General features: G+C 43.4%; 19 protein-coding genes. 9 read left to right on the forward strand and 10 right to left on the reverse strand.

Features of this window, described 5'->3' with window-relative positions; translation table 11 throughout:
- Position 1 precedes the first annotated feature (1 nt).
- The 6 genes from AC1DV1_RS00930 (at position 2) to AC1DV1_RS00955 (ending at position 6,408) form a co-directional block, all read left to right on the forward strand.
- A complete protein-coding gene (locus AC1DV1_RS00930; RefSeq protein WP_477353903.1) occupies positions 2 to 766 on the forward strand; it encodes a TylF/MycF/NovP-related O-methyltransferase in 765 nt (254 codons plus the stop codon).
- Between the two features lie 8 nt (positions 767 to 774).
- A complete protein-coding gene (locus AC1DV1_RS00935; protein ID WP_477353905.1) occupies positions 775 to 2,271 on the forward strand; it encodes a lipopolysaccharide biosynthesis protein in 1,497 nt (498 codons plus the stop codon).
- A gap of 55 nt (positions 2,272 to 2,326) precedes the next feature.
- On the forward strand, positions 2,327 to 3,100 hold the full coding sequence (locus tag AC1DV1_RS00940) for a class I SAM-dependent methyltransferase (RefSeq protein WP_477353907.1): 774 nt from the start codon (positions 2,327 to 2,329) through the stop codon (positions 3,098 to 3,100).
- 14 nt (positions 3,101 to 3,114) lie between these two features.
- Positions 3,115 to 4,014, forward strand: a complete 900-nt coding sequence (locus AC1DV1_RS00945; protein WP_477353909.1) for a glycosyltransferase — start codon at positions 3,115 to 3,117, stop codon at positions 4,012 to 4,014.
- A gap of 362 nt (positions 4,015 to 4,376) precedes the next feature.
- Positions 4,377 to 5,663: a glycosyltransferase gene (locus AC1DV1_RS00950; RefSeq protein WP_477353911.1), complete on the forward strand. Its 1,287-nt coding sequence runs from the start codon at positions 4,377 to 4,379 to the stop codon at positions 5,661 to 5,663.
- Positions 5,656 to 6,408 (forward strand): glycosyltransferase family 2 protein, encoded by a 753-nt coding sequence (locus AC1DV1_RS00955; RefSeq protein WP_477354376.1) that lies wholly within the window; start codon positions 5,656 to 5,658, stop codon positions 6,406 to 6,408. The genes AC1DV1_RS00950 and AC1DV1_RS00955 overlap by 8 nt, the downstream gene beginning before the upstream one ends.
- 65 nt (positions 6,409 to 6,473) lie before the next feature.
- On the opposite strand, the gene AC1DV1_RS00960 is transcribed toward AC1DV1_RS00955, so the two are convergent.
- The 6 genes from AC1DV1_RS00960 to AC1DV1_RS00985 form a co-directional block, all read right to left on the reverse strand.
- Complete coding sequence (locus AC1DV1_RS00960) at positions 6,474 to 8,966, reverse strand: YfhO family protein (RefSeq protein WP_477353913.1); 2,493 nt, start codon at positions 8,964 to 8,966, stop codon at positions 6,474 to 6,476.
- Positions 8,967 to 9,060: 94 nt separating this feature from the next.
- On the reverse strand, positions 9,061 to 9,345 hold the full coding sequence (locus AC1DV1_RS00965) for a hypothetical protein (protein WP_477353915.1): 285 nt from the start codon (positions 9,343 to 9,345) through the stop codon (positions 9,061 to 9,063).
- A 7-nt stretch (positions 9,346 to 9,352) separates the two neighbouring features.
- On the reverse strand, positions 9,353 to 9,601 hold the full coding sequence (locus AC1DV1_RS00970) for a DUF4834 family protein (RefSeq protein WP_477353918.1): 249 nt from the start codon (positions 9,599 to 9,601) through the stop codon (positions 9,353 to 9,355).
- A 213-nt stretch (positions 9,602 to 9,814) separates the two neighbouring features.
- On the reverse strand, positions 9,815 to 11,839 hold the full coding sequence (uvrB, locus tag AC1DV1_RS00975; RefSeq protein ID WP_477353920.1) for an excinuclease ABC subunit UvrB: 2,025 nt from the start codon (positions 11,837 to 11,839) through the stop codon (positions 9,815 to 9,817).
- 161 nt (positions 11,840 to 12,000) lie between these two features.
- Positions 12,001 to 12,492, reverse strand: a complete 492-nt coding sequence (locus AC1DV1_RS00980; RefSeq protein ID WP_477353922.1) for a MarR family transcriptional regulator — start codon at positions 12,490 to 12,492, stop codon at positions 12,001 to 12,003.
- Between the two features lie 10 nt (positions 12,493 to 12,502).
- Positions 12,503 to 13,000, reverse strand: a complete 498-nt coding sequence (locus AC1DV1_RS00985) for a GNAT family N-acetyltransferase (protein WP_477353924.1) — start codon at positions 12,998 to 13,000, stop codon at positions 12,503 to 12,505.
- 517 nt (positions 13,001 to 13,517) lie between these two features.
- On the opposite strand from AC1DV1_RS00985, the gene AC1DV1_RS00990 reads away from it, so the two are divergent.
- On the forward strand, positions 13,518 to 13,727 hold the full coding sequence (locus AC1DV1_RS00990; RefSeq protein ID WP_477353926.1) for a hypothetical protein: 210 nt from the start codon (positions 13,518 to 13,520) through the stop codon (positions 13,725 to 13,727).
- 99 nt (positions 13,728 to 13,826) lie between these two features.
- On the opposite strand, the gene AC1DV1_RS00995 is transcribed toward AC1DV1_RS00990, so the two are convergent.
- Positions 13,827 to 16,091 (reverse strand): TonB-dependent receptor, encoded by a 2,265-nt coding sequence (locus AC1DV1_RS00995; RefSeq protein WP_477353928.1) that lies wholly within the window; start codon positions 16,089 to 16,091, stop codon positions 13,827 to 13,829.
- A gap of 380 nt (positions 16,092 to 16,471) precedes the next feature.
- Here AC1DV1_RS00995 and AC1DV1_RS01000 point away from each other — a divergent pair, with 380 nt between their 5' ends.
- The gene (locus AC1DV1_RS01000; RefSeq protein ID WP_477353930.1) at positions 16,472 to 17,617 is read left to right on the forward strand and encodes a sensor histidine kinase; all 1,146 of its coding nucleotides are present in this window, start codon (positions 16,472 to 16,474) and stop codon (positions 17,615 to 17,617) included.
- Between the two features lie 3 nt (positions 17,618 to 17,620).
- Positions 17,621 to 18,322 (forward strand): LytR/AlgR family response regulator transcription factor, encoded by a 702-nt coding sequence (locus AC1DV1_RS01005; RefSeq protein WP_477353932.1) that lies wholly within the window; start codon positions 17,621 to 17,623, stop codon positions 18,320 to 18,322.
- Positions 18,323 to 18,409: 87 nt separating this feature from the next.
- On the opposite strand, the gene AC1DV1_RS01010 is transcribed toward AC1DV1_RS01005, so the two are convergent.
- The 3 genes from AC1DV1_RS01010 to AC1DV1_RS01020 all read right to left on the reverse strand — a co-directional run bounded on the left by AC1DV1_RS01010 (position 18,410) and on the right by AC1DV1_RS01020 (position 20,718).
- The gene (locus tag AC1DV1_RS01010) at positions 18,410 to 18,730 is read right to left on the reverse strand and encodes a 2Fe-2S iron-sulfur cluster-binding protein (RefSeq protein WP_477353934.1); all 321 of its coding nucleotides are present in this window, start codon (positions 18,728 to 18,730) and stop codon (positions 18,410 to 18,412) included.
- Between the two features lie 2 nt (positions 18,731 to 18,732).
- On the reverse strand, positions 18,733 to 19,743 hold the full coding sequence (locus AC1DV1_RS01015; protein WP_477353936.1) for an NAD(P)/FAD-dependent oxidoreductase: 1,011 nt from the start codon (positions 19,741 to 19,743) through the stop codon (positions 18,733 to 18,735).
- Positions 19,744 to 19,818: 75 nt separating this feature from the next.
- Positions 19,819 to 20,718, reverse strand: a complete 900-nt coding sequence (locus tag AC1DV1_RS01020) for a LysR substrate-binding domain-containing protein (RefSeq protein WP_477353938.1) — start codon at positions 20,716 to 20,718, stop codon at positions 19,819 to 19,821.
- Positions 20,719 to 20,740: the final 22 nt, after the last annotated feature.

A 20,740-nucleotide genomic window follows, 5' to 3' on the forward strand; every position in this document is an offset into this window, starting at 1 on the left:
CATGTTAAAAAAACTGATGCACAAGGTTATCAATAATTTAGGCTACGACCTGGTAAAGCCGGATAAACGCCTTGTTGTTAACGGCCTGCCTGCCGATTTTGAAAAAGCAACACTTGATACATACTACAAGGTAAAAACGTACACCATGACCACGCCGGAGCGGATTGCTTCGTTATGCAATGCTGTAAACTACCTTGTTAAAAATAATATACAAGGCGATTTTGTGGAATGCGGCGTATGGCGGGGCGGCAGTACCATGGCGGCAATAGATACCTTAATGAAAGCGGGAGATACCACGAGGAATATCTATTTGTATGATACTTTTGAAGGTATGTCTGAACCCACCGAGGCGGACAAAATAACTACTGGTACAGGAGCAGACGAATTATTAAAAACAAGCGATAAAGACGATCCAACATCTGTTTGGTGCTACTCGGCATTAGAGGAAGTACAAAAGAATGTAGGCACGCTCAATTATCCAGCGGCAAAGGTGCATTATGTAAAAGGCAAGGTTGAAGATAGCATCCCGCAAACTATGCCCGGGAAAATAGCCTTGCTAAGGCTCGACACCGATTGGTATGAATCCACCGCTCATGAGTTGGAGCATTTATACCCCTTACTGGTGCCCGGTGGCGTTATCATTATCGACGATTATGGCCATTGGGAAGGCGCGCGCAAAGCAGTTGATGAGTATATTGAAGCCCAAAAATTACCGTTGCTGTTAAACAGGATAGATTATACCGGCCGTATTGGTATTAAATATTAATTGCTGGCATGGGTATAGTAAAAAAGCAGGTTTATAAAAATACCATCCTCTCGTATGCGGGCATGGGGGTAGCTTATATAAACACTGTTTTGCTTTTTCCGTTTTTTACCAATGCCGGGCAATACGGTTTTTATAATCTGATTATCAGCGTATCGGTTTTATATTCATTGGTGGCCAGTATGGGGGCCCCAAGTATTATAGCCAAATACTTTCCTTTTTATCGTACCGAAGATAATAAACATAACGGTTTTATGCACTGGGTGGCAGGTTTAACTCTTGCCGGATTAGTGTTAGCCACTGTATTGTACGTTGCGCTTAGGCCGGTAATATTGGGCGCTTATACCGGTAATTCGGTATTTTTTGCCAAATATTACTATTACCTTATTCCGCTTTCGTTATTTATAGTGGTGTTCAACTACCTGGAAATGACCGGCCGGGTAGTTTATCAAACTATTTATTCCAATTTTTTGCAAAATGTTTTGCTGCGGTTGCTTACTACGGTTTATTTATTGATGATAGCCATCAAATGGATAAACTTTGAAGATTTTATATTCTTGTACATCGGTAGCAATGGTTTAATTTCTTTATTACTGCTTTTAAGCATCATGAGCACCGGTAAATTTGCTTACGGGGTAAATGATGGCAGTTTTAAAATCATAAAAAAGAAAGAGATTGTAAATTTTGGCCTGTTTACTTTAGTTGCAAGTGCGGTGTATGTGCTACTGCAAAAAGTAGATACTTTGATGCTAAGTTCAATGGCGGGGGATAGTGTGCAGGGTATTTACAGTTGGTATTTTAATATCGCGTTATTGATAAGTGTGCCGGCCACTGCTTTGAGCAGAACAACCTATGCCATCGTTGCCGATGCATGGAAATCAAAAAACATGGAGAATATTGCCGATGTGTATGCTAAAACCTCTATCATTCAAATGGTATTTGGATGCCTGTTGTTTATCGGTATAATTATTAACCGCGAAAACTTGTATGCTGTTGCCCGTAATAAGGAGTTTACCGATCCTAAATATTTTACGCTTTTTCTGGTGATAGGCCTCGGATTTTTGGTTGATATAACCGGCGGGTTAAATACCTATATCATTACTACTTCGCATAAGTATAAACTCATTACCATATTGGTTTTGTTGGCCAGTATTTTTTGTATTGTTTTAAACTATATCCTGATCCCTAAAATTGGAGGAATGGGGGCGGCTATAGCTTATTTAATCACTATGACAGGTTTAAACTTCTGCACCTGGTTTTACATTAAATACCGCTTTAAAATGCAGCCATTTAATTACAGGCACCTGCTGGTGTTGGTAGTATCGGCGGTGAGCTTTTTGGCTGGTAAATATTTTTGGCGCATGCCTAATTTATACCTGGATATAGTGCTACGTAGCGGAGTAACAACGTTGGTTTATATCCTGATGACCTATCTGTTTAAGATCTCGGAAGATGTGAACGAGAAAATAAATTCCACCTGGCGCAAGCTTAAAGCCATTATTAAATAATAATTCGCTTAAAACAGAAGAGATAATTAAAGCTATAATTTTACCTTCGTAAATAATGCAGGAATCAATTATTGGCGGTGACTATAAAACCGCTTACGATCAATTTTACGAAAAGCACGATGAAGCCTGGCGAATGCTGGGAGCAAAATACAAAGCGCAGCATATTATAGATGTATGCCGGGGGCTTACTTTTGCCAGGGTATTGGAAGTGGGGGCCGGCGACGGCAGTATCTTAAAAATTTTGTCCCAAAATAACTTTGCACTTGAGTATCATGCTGTCGAGATCTCTGAAAGCGGGGTAGGCTATATACAATCGCGCCATATACCCAATCTAAAATCGGTTCAGGTATTTGATGGTTATAAATTGCCTTTTGCCGATGATAGCTTTGATCTGATCATTCTGTCGCATGTGCTGGAGCATGTGGAGCATGAGCGCATTTTATTGCGCGAGATAAAGCGTGTTGCAAAACGTTGTGTTATTGAGGTTCCGCGCGATTATAAAACAGGTGTTGATACGCGGATTAAACATTTTTTGGCTTACGGCCATATCAACGTTTATACGCCAACCTCGCTCCGGTACTTGTTAAGTACCGAAGGTTTTGAGCTGGAGAATGACCTTACATCGATGATTGAACCTGAGGTTACCAGGTTTAATACCTACGTTAATCAAAAGAAACCGAAGAGCTTACTGAAAAATTTGAAAATAGCAGCCGAATATTCAGTTAAGCAAACCTTAAGTAAATTGATGGGAAAAAAGGTGCGCGAACAATTTGCCAACGCTTATACCGTTTTGTGTAAAAAAGCCGACCATCAACCCGAATTATTCTGACTTTTACCTGATCAATGCAAAAACTTGCCCCTATAGCTCTGTTTGTATACAACCGGCCCGATCATATGCGCCGTACCATCATCCATTTGCAAAAAAATGTATTGGCAGATGAATCCCGTTTATATATTTTTTGTGATGGTCCCAAAACCGAAACCGACCGGGCCAAATGCGATGAGGTAAGGCAGGTTGCTAAAGAAACGTCCGGCTTTAAATCGGTAAAAGTTATCCTGCGCGATAATAACCTGGGTTTGGCAGAGTCTATCATCAGCGGTGTTACCCAGCTGGTGTATGAATATGGTAAAGTAATTGTTTTTGAAGATGATCTGTTATCATCGCCGTATACCCTGCAATACTTTAACGAGGCATTAACCCGTTACGCAAACGATGATAAAGTGATGCATATTGGGGCCTATATGTATAACCTGAAAGAGAAAGACCTGCCCGATGCCTTCTTCTATCGCGCAGCCAGCAGTTGGGGCTGGGCAACCTGGGCACGTGCCTGGGATAGCTTTGAACCCGATATTGATAAACTGATAGCCCAGTTTGATGCAGTTAGGGTACTTAAGTTTTCCATCGAAGGTAAAATGAATTTCTGGAAACAGATTAAGGAGTTTAAGGCCGGTAAAAACAATTCATGGGCTATTCGCTGGTATGCTTCTATATTTTTAAAAGGCGGCCTTACCCTAAATCCGGCCAAATCGCTTATCAACAACATAGGGCACGATGGCACGGGTTTTCATAGCAATAAAGAGAATATGTACGATGTGCATATTTCGCAGCAACCGGTAAAAAAATTCCCTGATGTAGTAGAGGAAAATGAAAAAGCATACAAGGCAATTAAGCACTTCCTGGCACATCGTAAAGGTACTTTACTGCAGCGTGCCGTAAGGTTTGTTAAACAAAGAGTAGGCTGACAGGGCAAACGCATCTAAATGGCCAACGGCGATAAGTTGTTATTAGCTAACGTAATAAGCTTATGGCGTCGGGAAGATATAAGCATCAAACGATACCCTTTATTTATTGCTTATCCTGGTTAGATGATCGCGGTACCCAAGGACTTGTATTGGTCAACAACAGGCACAATATTTGGATGCGCCTAAATTGCGCTATCGATTTAGTGTTAACCATGATAAAATATAAAGTATTTATTACCAAGTACTTGTAGGTATTTTATCTAAAATGTGTTAAGTTATGTTAACCCAATTGGACGGGTTTGCCCCGGGGTGGGTTGATTGCATAATTCATATTGTGGTGTGAATAACCTTATTTTTGGAATATGTTAAAAGTAGTGCATCTGAATACCTATGATGGCAACGGCGGCGCAGGTCGCGGCTGCATGCGTCTTAACCGGGCATTAATAAGCCAGGGTGTAGCATCAAAAATGCTGGTGCATTATAAATTTGGCAGCAACCCACAAATAGGTACGTTCAATTCCAACAAAATCCAAAAATCATACACTGCCTTTACTATTATATTGGAGCGGATTTTGGCCAAACGTTTTTTAAAACCGCTGATGAAAACACCGTTTTCATTTGCCTGGTTTGGCCGTTCTGTCATCCATCACCCGGATGTTAAGAATGCCGATATTATTCACCTGCACTGGATCAATCATGGTTTTCTTGACCCGAAGCATATTGCCGGGATTACCAAACTTAATAAGCCAGTTGTATGGACCTTTCACGATAGCAATGCCTTTACAGGTGGTTGCCACGTACGTTATGCCTGCGATCATTTTATGCGCGAATGTGGTAACTGCCCATTGCTGGTCAAGCCTTCGGATACCGATATTTCGCACCAGATATGGGAGCAAAAAAAGGAGGCTTATGAGGTGTTGGATTTTGCCATAGCTGCCCCAAGCTTGTGGATGCAGCAATCAATAGCCGCAAGCAGCCTGATGCAAGGTAAAGCGGTTCATCATATACCCAACACCCTCGAAACAGATATTTTTAAGCCCGTTGACAAACATGAGGCAAAAGAAAAGGCGGGATTACCAACCGACAAATTCATTTTTTTAAGCGGGTTTATGCCGTCGCGTAAAGATTTACATAAAGGCACCCAATATCTGCTGGACAGCATGGAATTGCTGAAGCAGCGTTTGGGCGTAGATGCCGGAAAAATAGAACTGGTTGTTTTTGGCAATCGTGGAACGGAAGGCCTGCCCGATTTTCCATTTAAAACCAGCTTTTTAGGCACGATAAATAACGACGAACAGCTGGCATTGTATTATGCCGCTGCCGATGCATTCCTGATTCCTTCCCTTGAAGATAACCTGCCTTATACCGTTATGGAAAGCCTGGCTTGCGGAACGCCCGTAATAGCCTTTACAACGGGCGGCATACCCGATATGGTTAAGCATGAATATAACGGCTACCTGGCCACCTATCGTTCGGCAGGGAGCTTTACAGATGGTATGGAGTGGGTTATTAAACATCCGCAACCACAGTTGCTGCAAAAGCAGGCCCGGGATACGGTAATGGAAACGTTTTCTGAAGAGGTGATTGCCAAAAAGCACATCGAACTTTATCAAAGCTTGTTAAAGGATACAGGAGGTGATGATGTTTAATCCTAAGCTTAGCGTTATCACGATAGTATACAATAACGTACGCGATATCGAACGTACCATCTTGTCTGTTTTAAATCAAACCTACAACAATATCGAATACATTATTGCAGATGGCCTTTCTACTGATGGAACTTTACAGGTAATTTCGAAATACCAGGATAGTGTAAGCAAATTTATAAGCGAGAAGGATAATGGCATTTATGATGCCATGAATAAAGGATTAGCTTTGGCATCTGGTGACTATGTTATCTTCATGAATTCCGGAGATGAGTTTTTTGATGCAGATACCGTGGCCGATGTTTTTGCCGCTACCGATGATGCCGATATTTATTACGGCGAAACCGAAATGATAGCAGACAGTGGCGAAAGTTTAGGCCAGCGCCGTCATAAGGCCCCCGAACAGTTTACCTGGCGCGGGTTCAAATACGGTATGAGTATCAGTCACCAGGCTATTTACGTAAGGCGGGCATTAGCCGAACCCTTTGATAGGCAGTATCAATTAAGTGCAGATATTGAATGGATTATCCGGGCTGCAAAAAAAGCGAAAAAGATAGTCAATGTAAACAGGTATGTTGCCAAATACCTGGTAGGAGGGATGTCCAAAAAAAAGCATCGCCAGAGTTTACAGGAACGTTTTGATATTATGAGGCGATATTATGGTTTGATTCCAACAGTATTAAATCATTTTGTGATAGCTTTTAATCTTGGCTGGTACTGGCTGAAGAATAAGCGGACAAATGATTAACATAAACAAAAGAGCGATGAACTTTCGCCCATCGCTCTTTGTCAGATAATTTTAATCCACCAATATCAGGCTTTTTTTGCAACCGGCTTAGCTGCCGGCTTTTTCTTAGTTTCAGTATAAGCTGCACCACCTAAAGCCAATACCAGCAGAATAGATCCCGCTAAAGAGATGTTTTCACCTGCATAATAAGATGTGGGATGGAAATCGAACTTGATGGTGTGATTACCAATAGGGATCACCGCAGCTCTTAACAAATAATCGGCACGGAAGTAAGGTGATTCTTTACCATCAATAGTCATGCTCCAACCTTTATCGTAATAAATTTCTGAAAACACGGCCACCTGTGCTACCGGGCTGCTGCTTTCATAAGTCAGGTGCTCCGGCTCATATTTGGTTAATTTTATAGTGGTGGTTGGAGCTTGATCGGCACCCACCGATTTTCCATCAATCATGCCTTTATATTGCTTATCGACAATGGCTTCGTCTTTTGGCGAGAAGCTGCTGATGGCCTGCATCTCCTGGTCGGCGTTTTCGGCAAATTTTACGCTTTTTACAAACCATACGTTGCCGCAGGCTGTTTGGTTAGCTTGCATACCGGCATTGCCCGATTTAGGATCAACAGTAATGATGTACTTAGTATTCAGCATATCCAGTACATCGTGGTTAACGCTTTTGGTAAATTGGTTTTGAATCAATTCATCAAACCTTCTCAACCTTGCTGAATGGAAACCGCCTACAGTTTTATAAAAATAAGATGAGTGTGAGTCATGAAAAGGATCGCCCGATGTCATATCAAATACGCGGAAATTAGGATCGGTATCCTTGAGAATAAACTGATCAACCTCGCGCGGCGTGTACTGTTGCTCCAGGTCAGATTTGGCTACAAAGTTTGCATCCTTCAGGTAGCGTTTATCAACTCCCCACATGTCAATTATAACAATTACAGCCAGCACTAAGGCAGCAATATTTGCTTTTATTTTTTGTTTGATAATTAACCACAACAGGCCTGCCGTTAACACAACGAAAATTAGCGAGCGGATAGCGTCGGCACGTTCAAGGCTTTCCCTGTCATCTATTATTGCGTTGGCAACAGAATTTGCAGTGCCGGTATCGCCTTTAAATATTTGGGTAAGATTGGCCACAAATGCCGCATGCTCATCAGCCCTGAAACTCAACAATATTTGCGGAACCCCTATCATAATTAATAATAGGCCGCCTGTAATATAAAACGCAATTTTGGCACGTTTGAAAATAAATGCCTTATCGGTATTGGTAATAACCTCGTTAACAGCAAGCAGTGCCAATATAGGGAAGCAAAATGCCGCGATGACCAGCGTTGATTCAACCGCCCTGAACTTGTTGTACATGGGTACGTAATTGAAAAAGAAATCGGACAGGAAAGGTAAGTTTTTACCGAATGATAACAGCATGCTTAACAACACTGCTCCTAAAACCCACCATTTAATACGGTTTTTAACAATAAGCAGGCCTAAAATGAAAAGGAAGCATATGGCTGCGCCAAAATACCAGGGGCCAAATGTACTTGGCTTATTGCCGTAATACAATGATTGCGAAACAAACCCCTGCGCCTGGCCTGCATCAACACCCTTATCGGTTAATATTTTTACCGCCTTAGAGTCATCGTCGGCAACGGTGCTGCTGCCACCTCCGTAAGCGTTCGGAATTAAAAACGTAAGGCACTCACCAACGCTTTGACTCCAGGTGTAAGCATAATCCTTATCTAACCCGTGGTTAGGACCTTCAGTGCCTTTGGCAGTTAAGTTTGCTTTGCCTCTGATAGTGTATTGGCTGTATTCATAAGTTGTCCATAAGGTACCTGCATTTACCGCGATAGCCAGCACTATGCCTGCCGCCAAAAAGCCCATCGATTTTAAAAATGGCTTGGTTTGCTTGTCTTTTATAGCATGGTAAAGCTCGATACCCAATAATATAGCTATAGATAACAGCAGGTAATAAGTCATTTGTACGTGATTACTGCGGATTTCCATTGCCAGGAAAAACGCTGTAAGCGAAGCACCTAAAAGGTACCGGCCACGTAACGTTAAAATAATGCCCGCAAGCAAAGGCGCAAAAAATGCAATAGCATAAGCCTGGTTACTATGGCCCGCGGTGATATAAATAAAATTGTATGACGAAAACGCAAAAGCTATTGCCCCCGCAGCTGCCAGCCAGGGCGAAAGTCGCAATACGCTGAATAACAGGTATGCACCTAATAAATAAAGCAGTATGGTATCAACCGGGTTAGGGAATACAATCTTTAAAATATCAATAACATGTGAGGTAATGTTTGAGGGGAACGAAGCCCAGATTTGGTAAGCAGGCATGCCCCCAAACATTTGATTAGTCCATAATGGTGCTTTACCTGTAGCGGCCTTAACATCATTGATCTCTTTTTGCATGGACTGCGCCTGAGATACATCACTTTGAAATAATACTTTACCCTGTGTTAGTGGAGTAATGAAGTAAGCAAAGGAAATTGCTATAAAAATTGCTACAATAATGAGATGGACACTATTGCGCTTGAACCAGTTATTCATTTAAGTTTTTTGAAATGGATATTAATTCCTCAAAAATAGAAAATTGAACGGGAATAGGAATTATTAGTTGTAAAGGAATTACTTAACAGGCTTACTAGCGGCTGCGCATTACAAAAAAGAAAATAACCATGATAATCAAGCTTAAAATATAAGCTATTACCTGTGCTTTGTTGTAATCTTCCCGGTACTTACGGATGTTGAAAAAGTTATAAACCGCTAATGCGGCAACTACCACCCAAAAAAACGTATGGATCTTGGTAGCAGATACAAACAACTGTGTAGCCACGGCAAACACAATAAAATTGGCAATAATCAATGTTATCGATTCAGGTGTGTTGTTGTGGTTGGGGCGTCGTTTGTATACTTCGTCGGGCAGCATAAAAGGCTTATTTTACTTCTTCATAATCAACAAATTCACCTTCGGTATCGGGTAATTTGCCTTTTTTTCCTTCGGGAATGTAGTCAACTTTTATGGCGCCTTCGGGTTTTCTTTGCTGATAGTTTTGCTGCTGCTGAGCCTGTTGCTGCGCTTTATTGATGACGCTTTGGAACAAAGCAGGTATCAGGTACCGCATTAAACTGCGGATAATGTATAAAACACAAATTGATATGATCAGGAAACGAATAAGTAACATCTGATTAATTTTAAGCTTACAAATATAAGTATATAACGGAGAAATTGTTTTTAGATGTATGGATAGATGTGCAAATGTGCAGATTTCAGATGTGCAGATGGTTTTTAGGAATGCGGACGGACAAATCTTGCAATCATTTTACAAACATTACATTATCGTGGGTGTTTAAGTTCCTCATCTGCATATCTGCACATTCAAAATCTGCACATCTAATTAAAACTTCTCCTCCATCATCTTCTCCAACGCAAACATTTCATCGCGCAGTTTGGCTGCCAATAAAAAGTCCATATTTTTGGCGGCGGCAAGCATTTCTTTTTTGGTATTGTCGATTGATTTTTTCAAATCGGGCTTGGTCATATACTGAACAATAGGGTCGGCTGCTAACGTTGCCATATCAGCTTCTACATAAGCCTTTTGTACCCCGCCTTTAAAGTCGACAACGGATGTTTGCTCCATAATCTCTTCGCGGGATTTACCTACCGTGGTTGGTGTAATGCCATGCGCGGTATTGTATGCAATTTGGATTTCTCGCCTGCGATTTGTCTCATCCATTGTTATCTGCATCGAGTCGGTGATTTTATCGGCATACATGATAACCCGGCCACGATCATTACGTGCGGCACGACCAATAGTCTGGATTAATGAACGTTCCGACCGTAAAAAACCTTCCTTATCAGCATCCAGGATGGCTACCAACGATACCTCCGGTAAATCCAATCCCTCGCGTAATAAGTTAATCCCTATCAGTACATCAAACTCGCCAAGGCGCAATCCTCTCAAAATTTCTACCCTTTGCAGTGTTTTTACTTCGGAGTGGATGTAACGGCATTTAATGCCCAGTCTGTCCATATATTTAGCCAATTCTTCGGCCATGCGTTTGGTGAGGGTAGTTACCAGGATGCGGTCGCCCATTTTTATAGTGCGGTCAACCTCGTCTAACAAATCGTCTACCTGGTTTATTACCGGTCGTATTTCAATGATTGGATCGAGCAACCCAGTGGGGCGTATAACCTGTTGTACTACTACACCTTCCGATTTTTCCAATTCAAAATCACCGGGCGTTGCGCTTACATAAACCGTTTGCGGCGCCAGTTTTTCAAACTCATGGAAGTTAAGGGGGCGGTTATCCAACGCAGCCGGCAGCCTAAAGCCATAATCGACCAACGACATCTTGCGCGACCTATCGCCACCATACATCGCCCTGATCTGGGGTACAGTTACGTGGCTTTCATCTATAACCATCAGGTAATCATCCGGGAAATAATCCAATAAACAGAAGGGCCTCGCTCCCGGTAAACGGCCGTCAAAAAAGCGCGAATAATTCTCGATACCAGAGCAGTAGCCCAATTCGCGAATCATCTCCAGGTCGTAATTAACCCTTTCTTCCAGGCGTTTGGCTTCCAGGAAACGGCCATCGTTTATGAATTGCTTTTTGCGGGTTTCCAGTTCTTCCTGTATAGCCCAGATGGATTGCACAAAGCGTTCACGCGGGGCTACATACAGGTTGGCGGGATAAACCACCATATGTGTCATTTTTTCGATGGTTTTGCCGGTGCTTACATCAAAGGTCGTCAGTTCCTCAATATCATCGCCAAAAAAGGAAATACGGTAAGCGTGGTCCATATAGGCCGGAAAAATATCAACTGTATCGCCCTTAACTCTGAAGGTACCGCGCTTAAAATCGGCGGTGGTGCGGGCGTATAATATCTCGACCAACCGGTGTAAAAAAGCATTCCTGCTGATGCGGGTGCCCACCGCGAATTTGAATACCGATTGTGCAAAATCCTCCGGATTACCCATACCGTAAATACACGATATCGAGGACACCACGATCACGTCCCTGCGGCCCGACATCAGGGCCGAGGTTGTGCGCAGGCGCAGCTTTTCAATCTCCTCGTTTATCTGTAAGTCCTTCTCAATGTAGGTGTTAGTGGTGGGTATAAAAGCTTCGGGCTGGTAATAATCGTAATAGGATACAAAGTAATTAACCGCGTTCTCGGGAAAAAACTGCTTAAACTCGCCATAAAGCTGGGCCGCAAGGGTCTTATTGTGGCTGAGTATCAGTGTGGGCTTTTGCGTTTGCTGGATAACATTGGCCACCGTAAACGTTTTGCCCGACCCTGTAACACCCAAAAGTGTCTGGAACGGATCGCCGTTGTTTACGCCCTCAACCAGTTGCCTGATGGCTTCAGGCTGATCGCCGGTGGGGAAGTATTGGGAAGTTAAATTAAAATCCATGTGTAATGTAAAAATACAAATAATCCCGCAATAGGGTTTATAGATCAAAATAAGCAGGCAATAATGACAACAGTATGTCAACAGCGATTGATACCGATCTTTTATATTTATTTACAACAGGTACTCCCGGTTTATGTTCGACCTGGACGGTGTTAAAACGATCAACCCATTTGCTTCCCCTCATTCTTTAACCGTTGCGCCCGGGCGAAAAAGCTTTGCAGGCCTATTTGCTCTTCTACTTCGTCAATGGCTTTCATAATGTTGTTTTGCGTATCGGTAAGTTCGGCGGCGGCGGCTTTGATGATGGTCCAAATGGGGTGCATTCGCTCCACCAGTTCCTGGCCTTTGGCGGTGAGCAGCACGAGGCGTTTGCGCTCATCGGCCTTGTCTTTTTTCGAACGGATAAGTTTTTCTTTTTCCAACTCCTTCAGCAGGCTGATGGTGGAGGGGTGGGTGTACCCAATTTCGTTAGCCAGCTCAACAACGCTTAGCACGGATTTAAAATGCAGGGTATAAATAACCGGAAACCACTTGGGCTCAAAATCAATATTATTGGCTTTGTAAATGAGCACTCCATCCTTGCGCAGGGTGTCGGCAAGGCGCTGCAGCCGGGTACTAATGGCTAAAATGCCCGATTCATCAATTACATTCATCCGCTTGTGGTTAATTGTTCAAATGTAACTCATAAAAAATATTATCGGCACCCATCAGCGGGAATGATGGCGGCAAGTCCTGTTTAGCCAATTGGGCAAAGCCGTTTTTTTCGTAAAAGCGGTGTGCCGCTTTCAACAAATCTACTGTACCCAGGTATATGGCGGTAATATCCTGCTGGCGGCAATAAGCAATTAATTCATCCAGCAAACGCTGCGCAATGCCCAGTTCTTTGCCCCGGTACTCTTTACGTACAAACATTTTGCGCAATGCCCCGGCCTTACCGTCGATGGCTATTAAGGCTATGGTGCCAACCAATTCGCCATTAATTTTGGCACCCCAAAAGTTGCCGCCGGTTTGGTGGTAATTGGTTTCAATATCCAGCAAATCGGGTTGCCCCTCCAGCGTTACGGGCACATTAAATTCTATTTGCTGTATGGGTAATATGATATCGATGATCTGCTCACAGTAAGCATTGTTTAAGGGGGTAATTTCAAGTGAAGTATTCATAATAATTAATTTATGTACAAATCTACGTAGTTAACTACATATATTGCAAGTGAAAACAAAATTGAAATACATTTTATGACATAACACAAATAAATGATACCTAAACCTGGCTTATTTTACAAAGCAGCGGGAACGTCCGTGGGGAAGAATAAAGAGATTAGAGACAGGAAATAAGATAGTTATGGGGAAGTATCAGATTTTGATATCAAAACAACAGAAATTTGAAAATTGGAAAGTGTCAGACTTGGGGCCTTGTTGAGAGTCTCAGGAAATGAAGTTAAAAATATTGTTGTACATTATTATGCCCGGGTAAAATGTAACTCAAGTGTTTTACTACCGCAACCTCATTGCCCTTTAATCAAATAGCGTGTATTCGGCCGTATTTTAACGATATATCGCAGCGCTGTTATAAATTAATATTTATTAACTATTTGATTTTTAGTTATTTGTGTAACTGGCATTTGTTTGGTAAATGATGATGTAAAAAACAAACTCATTTACACTTAACACTACTACCATGAACGCATTATTTGTACTCACCCACATTACCATGGCCGTATGCCTGTTTGCCATTTTATATGAAGCCGTGTTACAGAGCGGTAACCCGCAGGCCGAAATAAAAAAATGGTTTACACTGTTTACCTCCTTAAAATTAAAACCTATCCGGCTAACCCGGCTCCAGCTTTACCGTGCGGCCATTGGGCTTATAACGATAATTATGAGGTAATGCTGCAAATAGTACCTTGTTCCAGGAGTCCCGGCGGTCTTTTGCAGGTACCATTGTTGTGGCTAGCTTGATTGTTAATGTAAAAGCAGACTTTCCTTGCTACTTAAAGAAGTAACCGAGGTGCAGCAAAGCGGCAAATTTAGTGCCGGCGGTAAAAGCAATTCCGTCAACAGAGGCCTTGTTTTTTAGCCGGGTAATGGTTTCAAACTGGGTTTCTTTCCACCGCACGTTAAACAGGTTATTGACGGTTAGGCCAATTTCGTATTTGGGCCGGGTATAATTTAATACCAGGTCATTTATAAAATAGCCTTTGGCGGTAAGGCTATAATCGGCATTTGCGGGGCGGTCGCCAAGGTAGCGGTAGCGCAAGCTGCCATTGAGTCTGTTTTTAAGCGTGTAGGTTATACCTCCTGTGCTGCTCCAAACCGGCGCCAGCGGAATATAATTTTCACCGGCCGGGTCACCGAGCGAGCGGCCTTGGGCGTAATTTACATCTGCATCAAAATACAGGGAATTAAGCGGCTGGTAACGGCCGGACAGATCGAACCCAATACGGCGGGTTCGGCCGCTAAACTCTACCGAGCCGCCATCGCCCGCATATACATATTCCTTCTGCAGGTAACTATACCACAAGGCAGCGTTAAACAACAGGTTTTTGAGTGGTTTAAATACAGTACCGGCATCTGCACCGTAAGAAGCGGGCAACGTTTGGAAACCACCTTGAGCTACTACCACACGGGTATCATTGGAGTGGAAGCCCCTGCCTGTTAATAAATAGAATTGGGTTTTATCATTAGCACGGTAGTAAAAGTTGAGTTTAGGGCTAATGGTGTTGTTATTGGCGGTATACATGCCAATGCCATTAAGTGTAGTGTCGGTAGCCAGTTTATTGTTATACCGGTAATAAAACTGGTCAAACCTTAACCCGGCATTCACCAAAAATTTTGAGCTGAACTGTACTGTTTCGCCCAGGTAGGCCCCGGCGCTCAGTTCGGTAATGTCGCCCAGTTTAATTGGGTTGATGACCGTGAAGTTATTAGCGGTATGGGATAATTCCGAACCTTTGGTCATATCCAGCCGGGTATTAATACCCACCTCCGTTGTTAATTTGGTATTGCCGATGTAGCCTTCGTGCTGGTAACTGCCGTTGTAGCCGTACAAATTGCGGGCTTCCCGTTGCCGTATCTCATCGCCGTTAACGGTATCTGCCAGGTAAAATGTAAAGTTGGTGTGCAAATCAAATTTATAACGCGAATAATAAAGCTGGTTTTTGACGATATCGTGGTTTGGAAGCGTGGTTAAAAGCTGGGCGTTTACGTTTGTGCGTGACGTTACCCCGCCTTCGTTGGGGTCAAGTGAGCCGTAAAAGCCGATGGCTCCATCATTTACAGCGCTTTCCGGGATTTGGCCCGATGCTTTCCATTTGCTGTATAAAGTGGATACGCTGATACTGAGCCAGTTGTTGGCGTTCAATCTCCCGTGGTATTTGGTAAAAAAGTTAAAGCGTTTAAAATGCTGCGGATTATCAAAATAACTGTTGCTGTACCGGTATTCTGAAGCTGCATACCACGATTGGTTATTGGTTTTGGCTTTTTGGCCAAGCAGGTTAACCATACCAAACACCCGGTAGGTGTTAAACTGTCCGCCTTCTACCTTAAACTGGTTGGCTGCAATGGTGTTGGCTGTGTTAAAGTTTACAAAGCCGGTCACGGCCAGGTCGCCTTTTTCCACATTATACATCCCTTTTTGATAGTTTGTACTTTCTATCGTTTCGGGGATAATAAAATGGCTGTCGGCGTAACCCTGGCCATGTGCCTGCGAAACCATATTTACCGGCATATAATCAACGCTCAAATTGATATCGGTACCATGGTCATTATCAAAACCACGCAAAAAAATCTGCTCGGCCTTACCTCCGCCCTGGTGCTGGCCAATGAACAGGCCCGGCACTATACGCAGCACTTCCTGCGAATTGGATACCCCGCGGAGCTTAATATCGGTTTCGCTGATCGCCTTATAAGGGTTCGGGTTATCAGCGGTTATTACTACATCGGTTAACAGCGTAAGCCTGGGGCTCAGGTCAATCAGCGGGCTCAGCTTAAGCTCGGCTAATAACACAGTTTTTTTTTGGTAGCCAACGGCAGTAATAGTAAGTGATTGCGCCGCGGGCCCTACGTTTCGGTAAGCAAAGCGCCCTGTTTCGTCGGTAATGTCCGTTTTGTTTATGGGATTTAAAATCACAGTGACACCATTAACCGGCATCCGGGTAACACTGTCGACAATAATGCCTGAAATGTTTTTTTGCTGCGCGTATAACCTGCTGCTCAACAGCAAAATGCTTATCGCCAATATTTTAAATTTCATATTACAAATCGTGTACAGATAGGGCAAAGGCTACCGTTTTACCTTTTTTATCAAATTAAAACCTTGAAGCAGCACAGGGGCAATTGTATTCCCCTGCTTTCCAGGTATGTGCTTTAACACCCAAATAACTGGTGTTTTTTAAACCTGATGTAAACGTAGCGGCAAACATTAGTTAAAAATAGAGGGTATGGATGAATGCCCATTTTTTGGTGGTGAAAGGTTTACCGTCGTTCAAAGTGCAGTATTTTTTAAGATCCTATGAGTACTTTAATCAGTATTTACCCGCTGCGTAAATTGCGCATTTGCCATTTCATCTATACATTTAAGCCAGTCACCGATGTTTTCACTTCTCTGCGGAAGCTATTGTGTTACTTTATCCTATGTCACGAATTAAAGTTATTTCCATCATTCTGCATGTTGCCGGCTGGATCGCGCTCATGGGTATCCCGCTTATTTTTCTGCATAGGGGCGGCAGTTTTGACGGTGACATCTCCTTGGTACAAAGCCCCGACTATTGGTTATTCGGACTTACTTTTATGGTCGTTTTTTACAGCAATGCTTACTTTTTTGTTCCGCGGCTGTTGCTCCGTAAAAAACATGTATTGTTTGGTGCCGCTGTTTTTTTTCTATTTTTTGGCGTTTATTGTATCCGGCCGTTTGACCGCTTACTGCACATCAGGGAAAGAGACGACGATAGCAGGTCCCCCTCCAACCGGCGGCCGCCTTTAGACGCACCTGGTAGCGAACATTTTCAACCGGGAAGGCCGCCTGGGCAAAGCCCCAATTTGTCAACCTTTCGCGATAGGCCTTTAAGCCGGTCGCCGTTTGGGCAGCCGCTTGATATTACCAGTTTTTTCATCTTTTTTACGGTAATTGCCTTTAGCACTGCCATTAAAACTATCCGGGAATGGTTGCTTACCGAGCAAAGGGCAGCCTGTGCCGAAGCGGATAAAGCCACCGCCGAACTCTCTTTTTTAAAGGCACAAATCAATCCGCACTTTTTGTTCAATACCATGAACAATATCTATACGCTGGTTTTAACCAGGGACGATCATGCCGCCGACAGCGTTATGCGGCTTTCAAAAATAATGCGCTACGTTACTGAAGACATTACCGGGAATTTTGCCCCCCTGCAGCGCGAGGTTGATTGTATTGCCAGCTATATTGAACTGCAGCGTTTGCGCACCGGCAACCTTACTGTTGTTAATTTTGAGGTAGCGGGCGATATCGACGGAAAACAAATAGCGCCCCTGTTGCTCATGACCTTTATTGAAAATGTTTTCAAATACGGTGTAAGCAAACACGAAAGCGCAACCATTCAAATTAAATTGGTTGCCGGCGAAAATACCCTGCACTTTTATTGTAAAAACCGCATATTCGGTTTAAACAACGGCGATAACCACAGCACCGGGATAGGTATCAAAAATACCTGCAAACGTTTAGATCATTTATATCCCGGCAAGTATGTATTAGATATCAGTAACGATAACCAGGAGTACATTGTTCAGCTAACCTTACCAACTTAATCCATGATGCTTAAATGTATAGCCATTGATGATGAACCTTTAGCTTTACGGCTTATTAGCGAATATGTATCGCGGTTTCCTGCGCTGCAACTCGTCCGCACATTCGAAGATGCGATTTCGGCGGCCGAATTCTTGAAAACCACAACCATCGACCTCCTTTTCCTGGATATCAGCATGCCCGATATCTCGGGTATCGACCTCATGAGGTCACTAACTGTAAAGCCAATGGTTATTTTCACAACCTCGTACCGGAAATATGCTTACGACGGCTTCCAACTGGAGGCGGTTGATTTTGTTGAAAAACCGTTAGAACTTGAACGCTTTACCCGTGCCGTTGAAAAAGCACTGGCCTATTACCAATATAAAAACCGGGCAAGTGACAAGCTAAATAGTCCCGATGAATGCCTTTACGTGAACTCCGAATACCGGGTGGTAAAAATAGACTTGAACACCATCGAATACATCGAAAGCATGGAAAACTACATCCGCATCCATTTAACAAACGACAAACCCGTGCTTACGCAAATGCCATTAAAGGAGGTGCTAAAAAAACTACCGCCCGATAAATTTCAGCGTATTCACCGCAGCTATATCGTGCCGCTAAGTAAAATAAAATCCATCCAAAACCGTAAAGCCCGGCTAACGGCTATCGAACTACCCGTGAGCGATGCTTACTATGAAATTATCCGGGGTTTGGTTAATTAGGTGTTTCAGCCGGCTTATCGCCATCTTAACCCAGTACTTTATTGTAATTAACAGTGTTGGCAAAAACTTCTTTTACCTCTAAACTATCTAAAAAGGCATTTGTTTCAGTCTCACTATCAGCCCATCCATCTCCTCGGTAACCCGCATCTGGCAGGCCAGGCGGCTGTGTTCATCGGCGTTGGGCAGGGTATCCAGCATGTCCAGCTCGTTATCTGTGGCATGAAAATATTGTTCGGGGCCTTCTATTACTTCTACGTGGCAGGTGGCGCACAGGGCCATGCCGCCGCAGGTGGCCAGTATATCGTATTCGGATGCTTTTAAAACCTCCATCAGGCTAAGGTTAATACCTTCGGGGATTTCTACAGGCTGGCGGTCGCCGTTGCGGTCTTCAATAATTAAGTTGATCATGGCTAAAAGGCGGTTACGCCGTAAACGGTGGTGTATTTAAAACTTAGTTTTTGCTCGGGGTAAACATATTTAAAGGCGCTTTGGGCCATCAGCGCGGCTTCGTGGAAACCGCAAAGGATCAGCTTCAATTTACCGGGATAGGTATTAATATCGCCAATGGCATAAATACGTTCTACATTGGTGCTGTAATCCCTGGTGTTCACCTCAATGGCCGAGAAGCTAATGTTTAAGCCCCAGTTAGCAATTGGTCCAAGTTTGGGGCTAAGGCCAAACAGCGGGATCAGGTGATCGGCGGCAATGTGGCTTACCTCGTTGTTTCTATCCAGCAAAGTTATTTCCTGCAAATGGCCTTCGCCTGTGAGAGCTACCACATTTGATTTTAAGATGAGGTCTATCTTACCCTCTTTGGCCAGTTCAAAAACTTTTTCGGCAGAATCCGGCACACCCCGGAAAGTATCGCCACGGTGAACAAGGGTAACACGTTCGGCAACGTTGGCTAAAAATATGGCCCAGTCCAGGGCAGAATCGCCACCACCGGCCAAAACCACTTTTCGATTACGGAACAATTCGGGATTTTTAACCATGTAGGCTACACCCTTGCCTTCAAAATCAAGCAGTCGGTCAATTTCCGGTTTACGGGGTTCAAAGCAGCCCAGGCCGCCGGCAATAACCACCACCTGGCAATGCACGGTAGTGTTATCGTTGGTTTGGATGGTGTATGAGCCGTCGTTGTTCTTATGCAGGGTTTCTACCCGTTCGCCCAGGCTAAAGGTGGGGTGGAAGGGGGTTATCTGCTCCATCAACCTGTCTACCAGTTCTTGGGCGGTAACTTCGGGGTAGCCGGGGATATCGTAAATAGGCTTGTGCGGGTAAATTTCGGAAAGCTGGCCGCCAACCTGCGGCAGCACATCAATCAGGTGGCAGCGCATTTTTAAAAGCCCTGCTTCAAAAACTGCAAATAAACCAACCGGCCCCGCGCCAATAATGCAAATATCAGTATCAATTTGTTCCATAACCCGCTCTTTAATTCAGCACTCAAATGTGGCTGTAAAGCTGATAGCAAACAAATGATATAAAGTAATATACGATTACTTTAAGTTATAATTAGCCAGGCAAAAACGTTTAAAAAGTTCAATGAGTTTGCTGTTTTTGCCATGCAGCTGGATAAACTGAAACGTGCGGAAAATCTCGAGCCCTTTAATATCGATAATGCTTAGCTCGTTATATTTTAACTCGCTTACTACCGATTGGATAGATAGGAAAGTAGCTGTATCTGAGTATAAAAGGTATTGTTTTATGGCGATGCTGCTCTCCAGCTGAATTTCGATGTTTAGCTCTTTGGGGCTGATCTGTACGCCTGCCAAAGCTTCGTAAATAACATCTAGGGTACCCGATCCGGCCTCGCGTAAAACAAGGGGGATATCTAATAATTGCTTCGGGCTGATCTCTGCCTTTTTTGATAACTTATTGTTGGCCCGGGTTACTAATACAATCTCGTCCTTGGCAAATGGCGAATACGCCAGCTGGGGCGAGTGAGATGAGCCTTCGATGATGGCAATGTCCAGCTTCTCGTCCATAATCATTTGGGATACCTGGTCGGTATTGGCCTGGATGAAGTTGAAGGTGATTTCGGGGTATGTTCTCTTAAACATAGCCAGTATTTTGGGCAAAATGGTTTGGGCTACCGTAGTACTGGCCCCAATGTGCAGGGTACCCGCCTCGATGTTATTAAGCTGCGCCAGTTCGGTTTCAAGTGCGCTGTAGGTTTGGAATATCTTATCGGCATATTGCGCCAGTACCTTGCCGGCGGTGGTAAGGGAAATGTTGTTGCCATTGCGTTTAAACAGCTGCACATTAAGCTGTTGTTCCAGTTCTTTAATGTGCTTGGTAACAGCGGGCTGGGTAATAAACAGCTCGCTGGCCGCTTTGGTAAAGCTAAGCCGCTGTGCAACTGTGTAAAATACCTTTAATCTGAAATCGAAGATCATTGGTTAAAGGTAGGGGTTTTTA

It is taken from the genome of Mucilaginibacter sp. P4_D1, assembly GCF_056401935.1.

Excerpts from the sequence above, each read along its gene's own strand:
- AC1DV1_RS01015 (WP_477353936.1), bottom strand. The coding sequence starts at position 19,743 with ATGGAACAAATTGATACTGATATTTGCATTATTGGCGCGGGGCCGGTT.
- AC1DV1_RS00980 (WP_477353922.1), bottom strand. The coding sequence starts at position 12,492 with ATGAATGTAATTGATGAATCGGGCATTTTAGCCATTAGTACCCGGCTG.
- AC1DV1_RS00985 (WP_477353924.1), bottom strand. The coding sequence starts at position 13,000 with ATGAATACTTCACTTGAAATTACCCCCTTAAACAATGCTTACTGTGAG.
- AC1DV1_RS01010 (WP_477353934.1), bottom strand. The coding sequence starts at position 18,730 with ATGATCAACTTAATTATTGAAGACCGCAACGGCGACCGCCAGCCTGTA.
- AC1DV1_RS00990 (WP_477353926.1), top strand. The coding sequence starts at position 13,518 with ATGAACGCATTATTTGTACTCACCCACATTACCATGGCCGTATGCCTG.
- AC1DV1_RS00940 (WP_477353907.1), top strand. The coding sequence starts at position 2,327 with ATGCAGGAATCAATTATTGGCGGTGACTATAAAACCGCTTACGATCAA.
- AC1DV1_RS00960 (WP_477353913.1), bottom strand. The coding sequence starts at position 8,966 with ATGAATAACTGGTTCAAGCGCAATAGTGTCCATCTCATTATTGTAGCA.
- AC1DV1_RS00995 (WP_477353928.1), bottom strand. The coding sequence starts at position 16,091 with ATGAAATTTAAAATATTGGCGATAAGCATTTTGCTGTTGAGCAGCAGG.
- AC1DV1_RS01005 (WP_477353932.1), top strand. The coding sequence starts at position 17,621 with ATGATGCTTAAATGTATAGCCATTGATGATGAACCTTTAGCTTTACGG.
- AC1DV1_RS00935 (WP_477353905.1), top strand. The coding sequence starts at position 775 with ATGGGTATAGTAAAAAAGCAGGTTTATAAAAATACCATCCTCTCGTAT.
- AC1DV1_RS00930 (WP_477353903.1), top strand. The coding sequence starts at position 2 with ATGTTAAAAAAACTGATGCACAAGGTTATCAATAATTTAGGCTACGAC.
- uvrB (WP_477353920.1), bottom strand. The coding sequence starts at position 11,839 with ATGGATTTTAATTTAACTTCCCAATACTTCCCCACCGGCGATCAGCCT.
- AC1DV1_RS01020 (WP_477353938.1), bottom strand. The coding sequence starts at position 20,718 with ATGATCTTCGATTTCAGATTAAAGGTATTTTACACAGTTGCACAGCGG.
- AC1DV1_RS01000 (WP_477353930.1), top strand. The coding sequence starts at position 16,472 with ATGTCACGAATTAAAGTTATTTCCATCATTCTGCATGTTGCCGGCTGG.
- AC1DV1_RS00965 (WP_477353915.1), bottom strand. The coding sequence starts at position 9,345 with ATGCTGCCCGACGAAGTATACAAACGACGCCCCAACCACAACAACACA.
- AC1DV1_RS00950 (WP_477353911.1), top strand. The coding sequence starts at position 4,377 with ATGTTAAAAGTAGTGCATCTGAATACCTATGATGGCAACGGCGGCGCA.
- AC1DV1_RS00945 (WP_477353909.1), top strand. The coding sequence starts at position 3,115 with ATGCAAAAACTTGCCCCTATAGCTCTGTTTGTATACAACCGGCCCGAT.
- AC1DV1_RS00955 (WP_477354376.1), top strand. The coding sequence starts at position 5,656 with ATGTTTAATCCTAAGCTTAGCGTTATCACGATAGTATACAATAACGTA.
- AC1DV1_RS00970 (WP_477353918.1), bottom strand. The coding sequence starts at position 9,601 with ATGTTACTTATTCGTTTCCTGATCATATCAATTTGTGTTTTATACATT.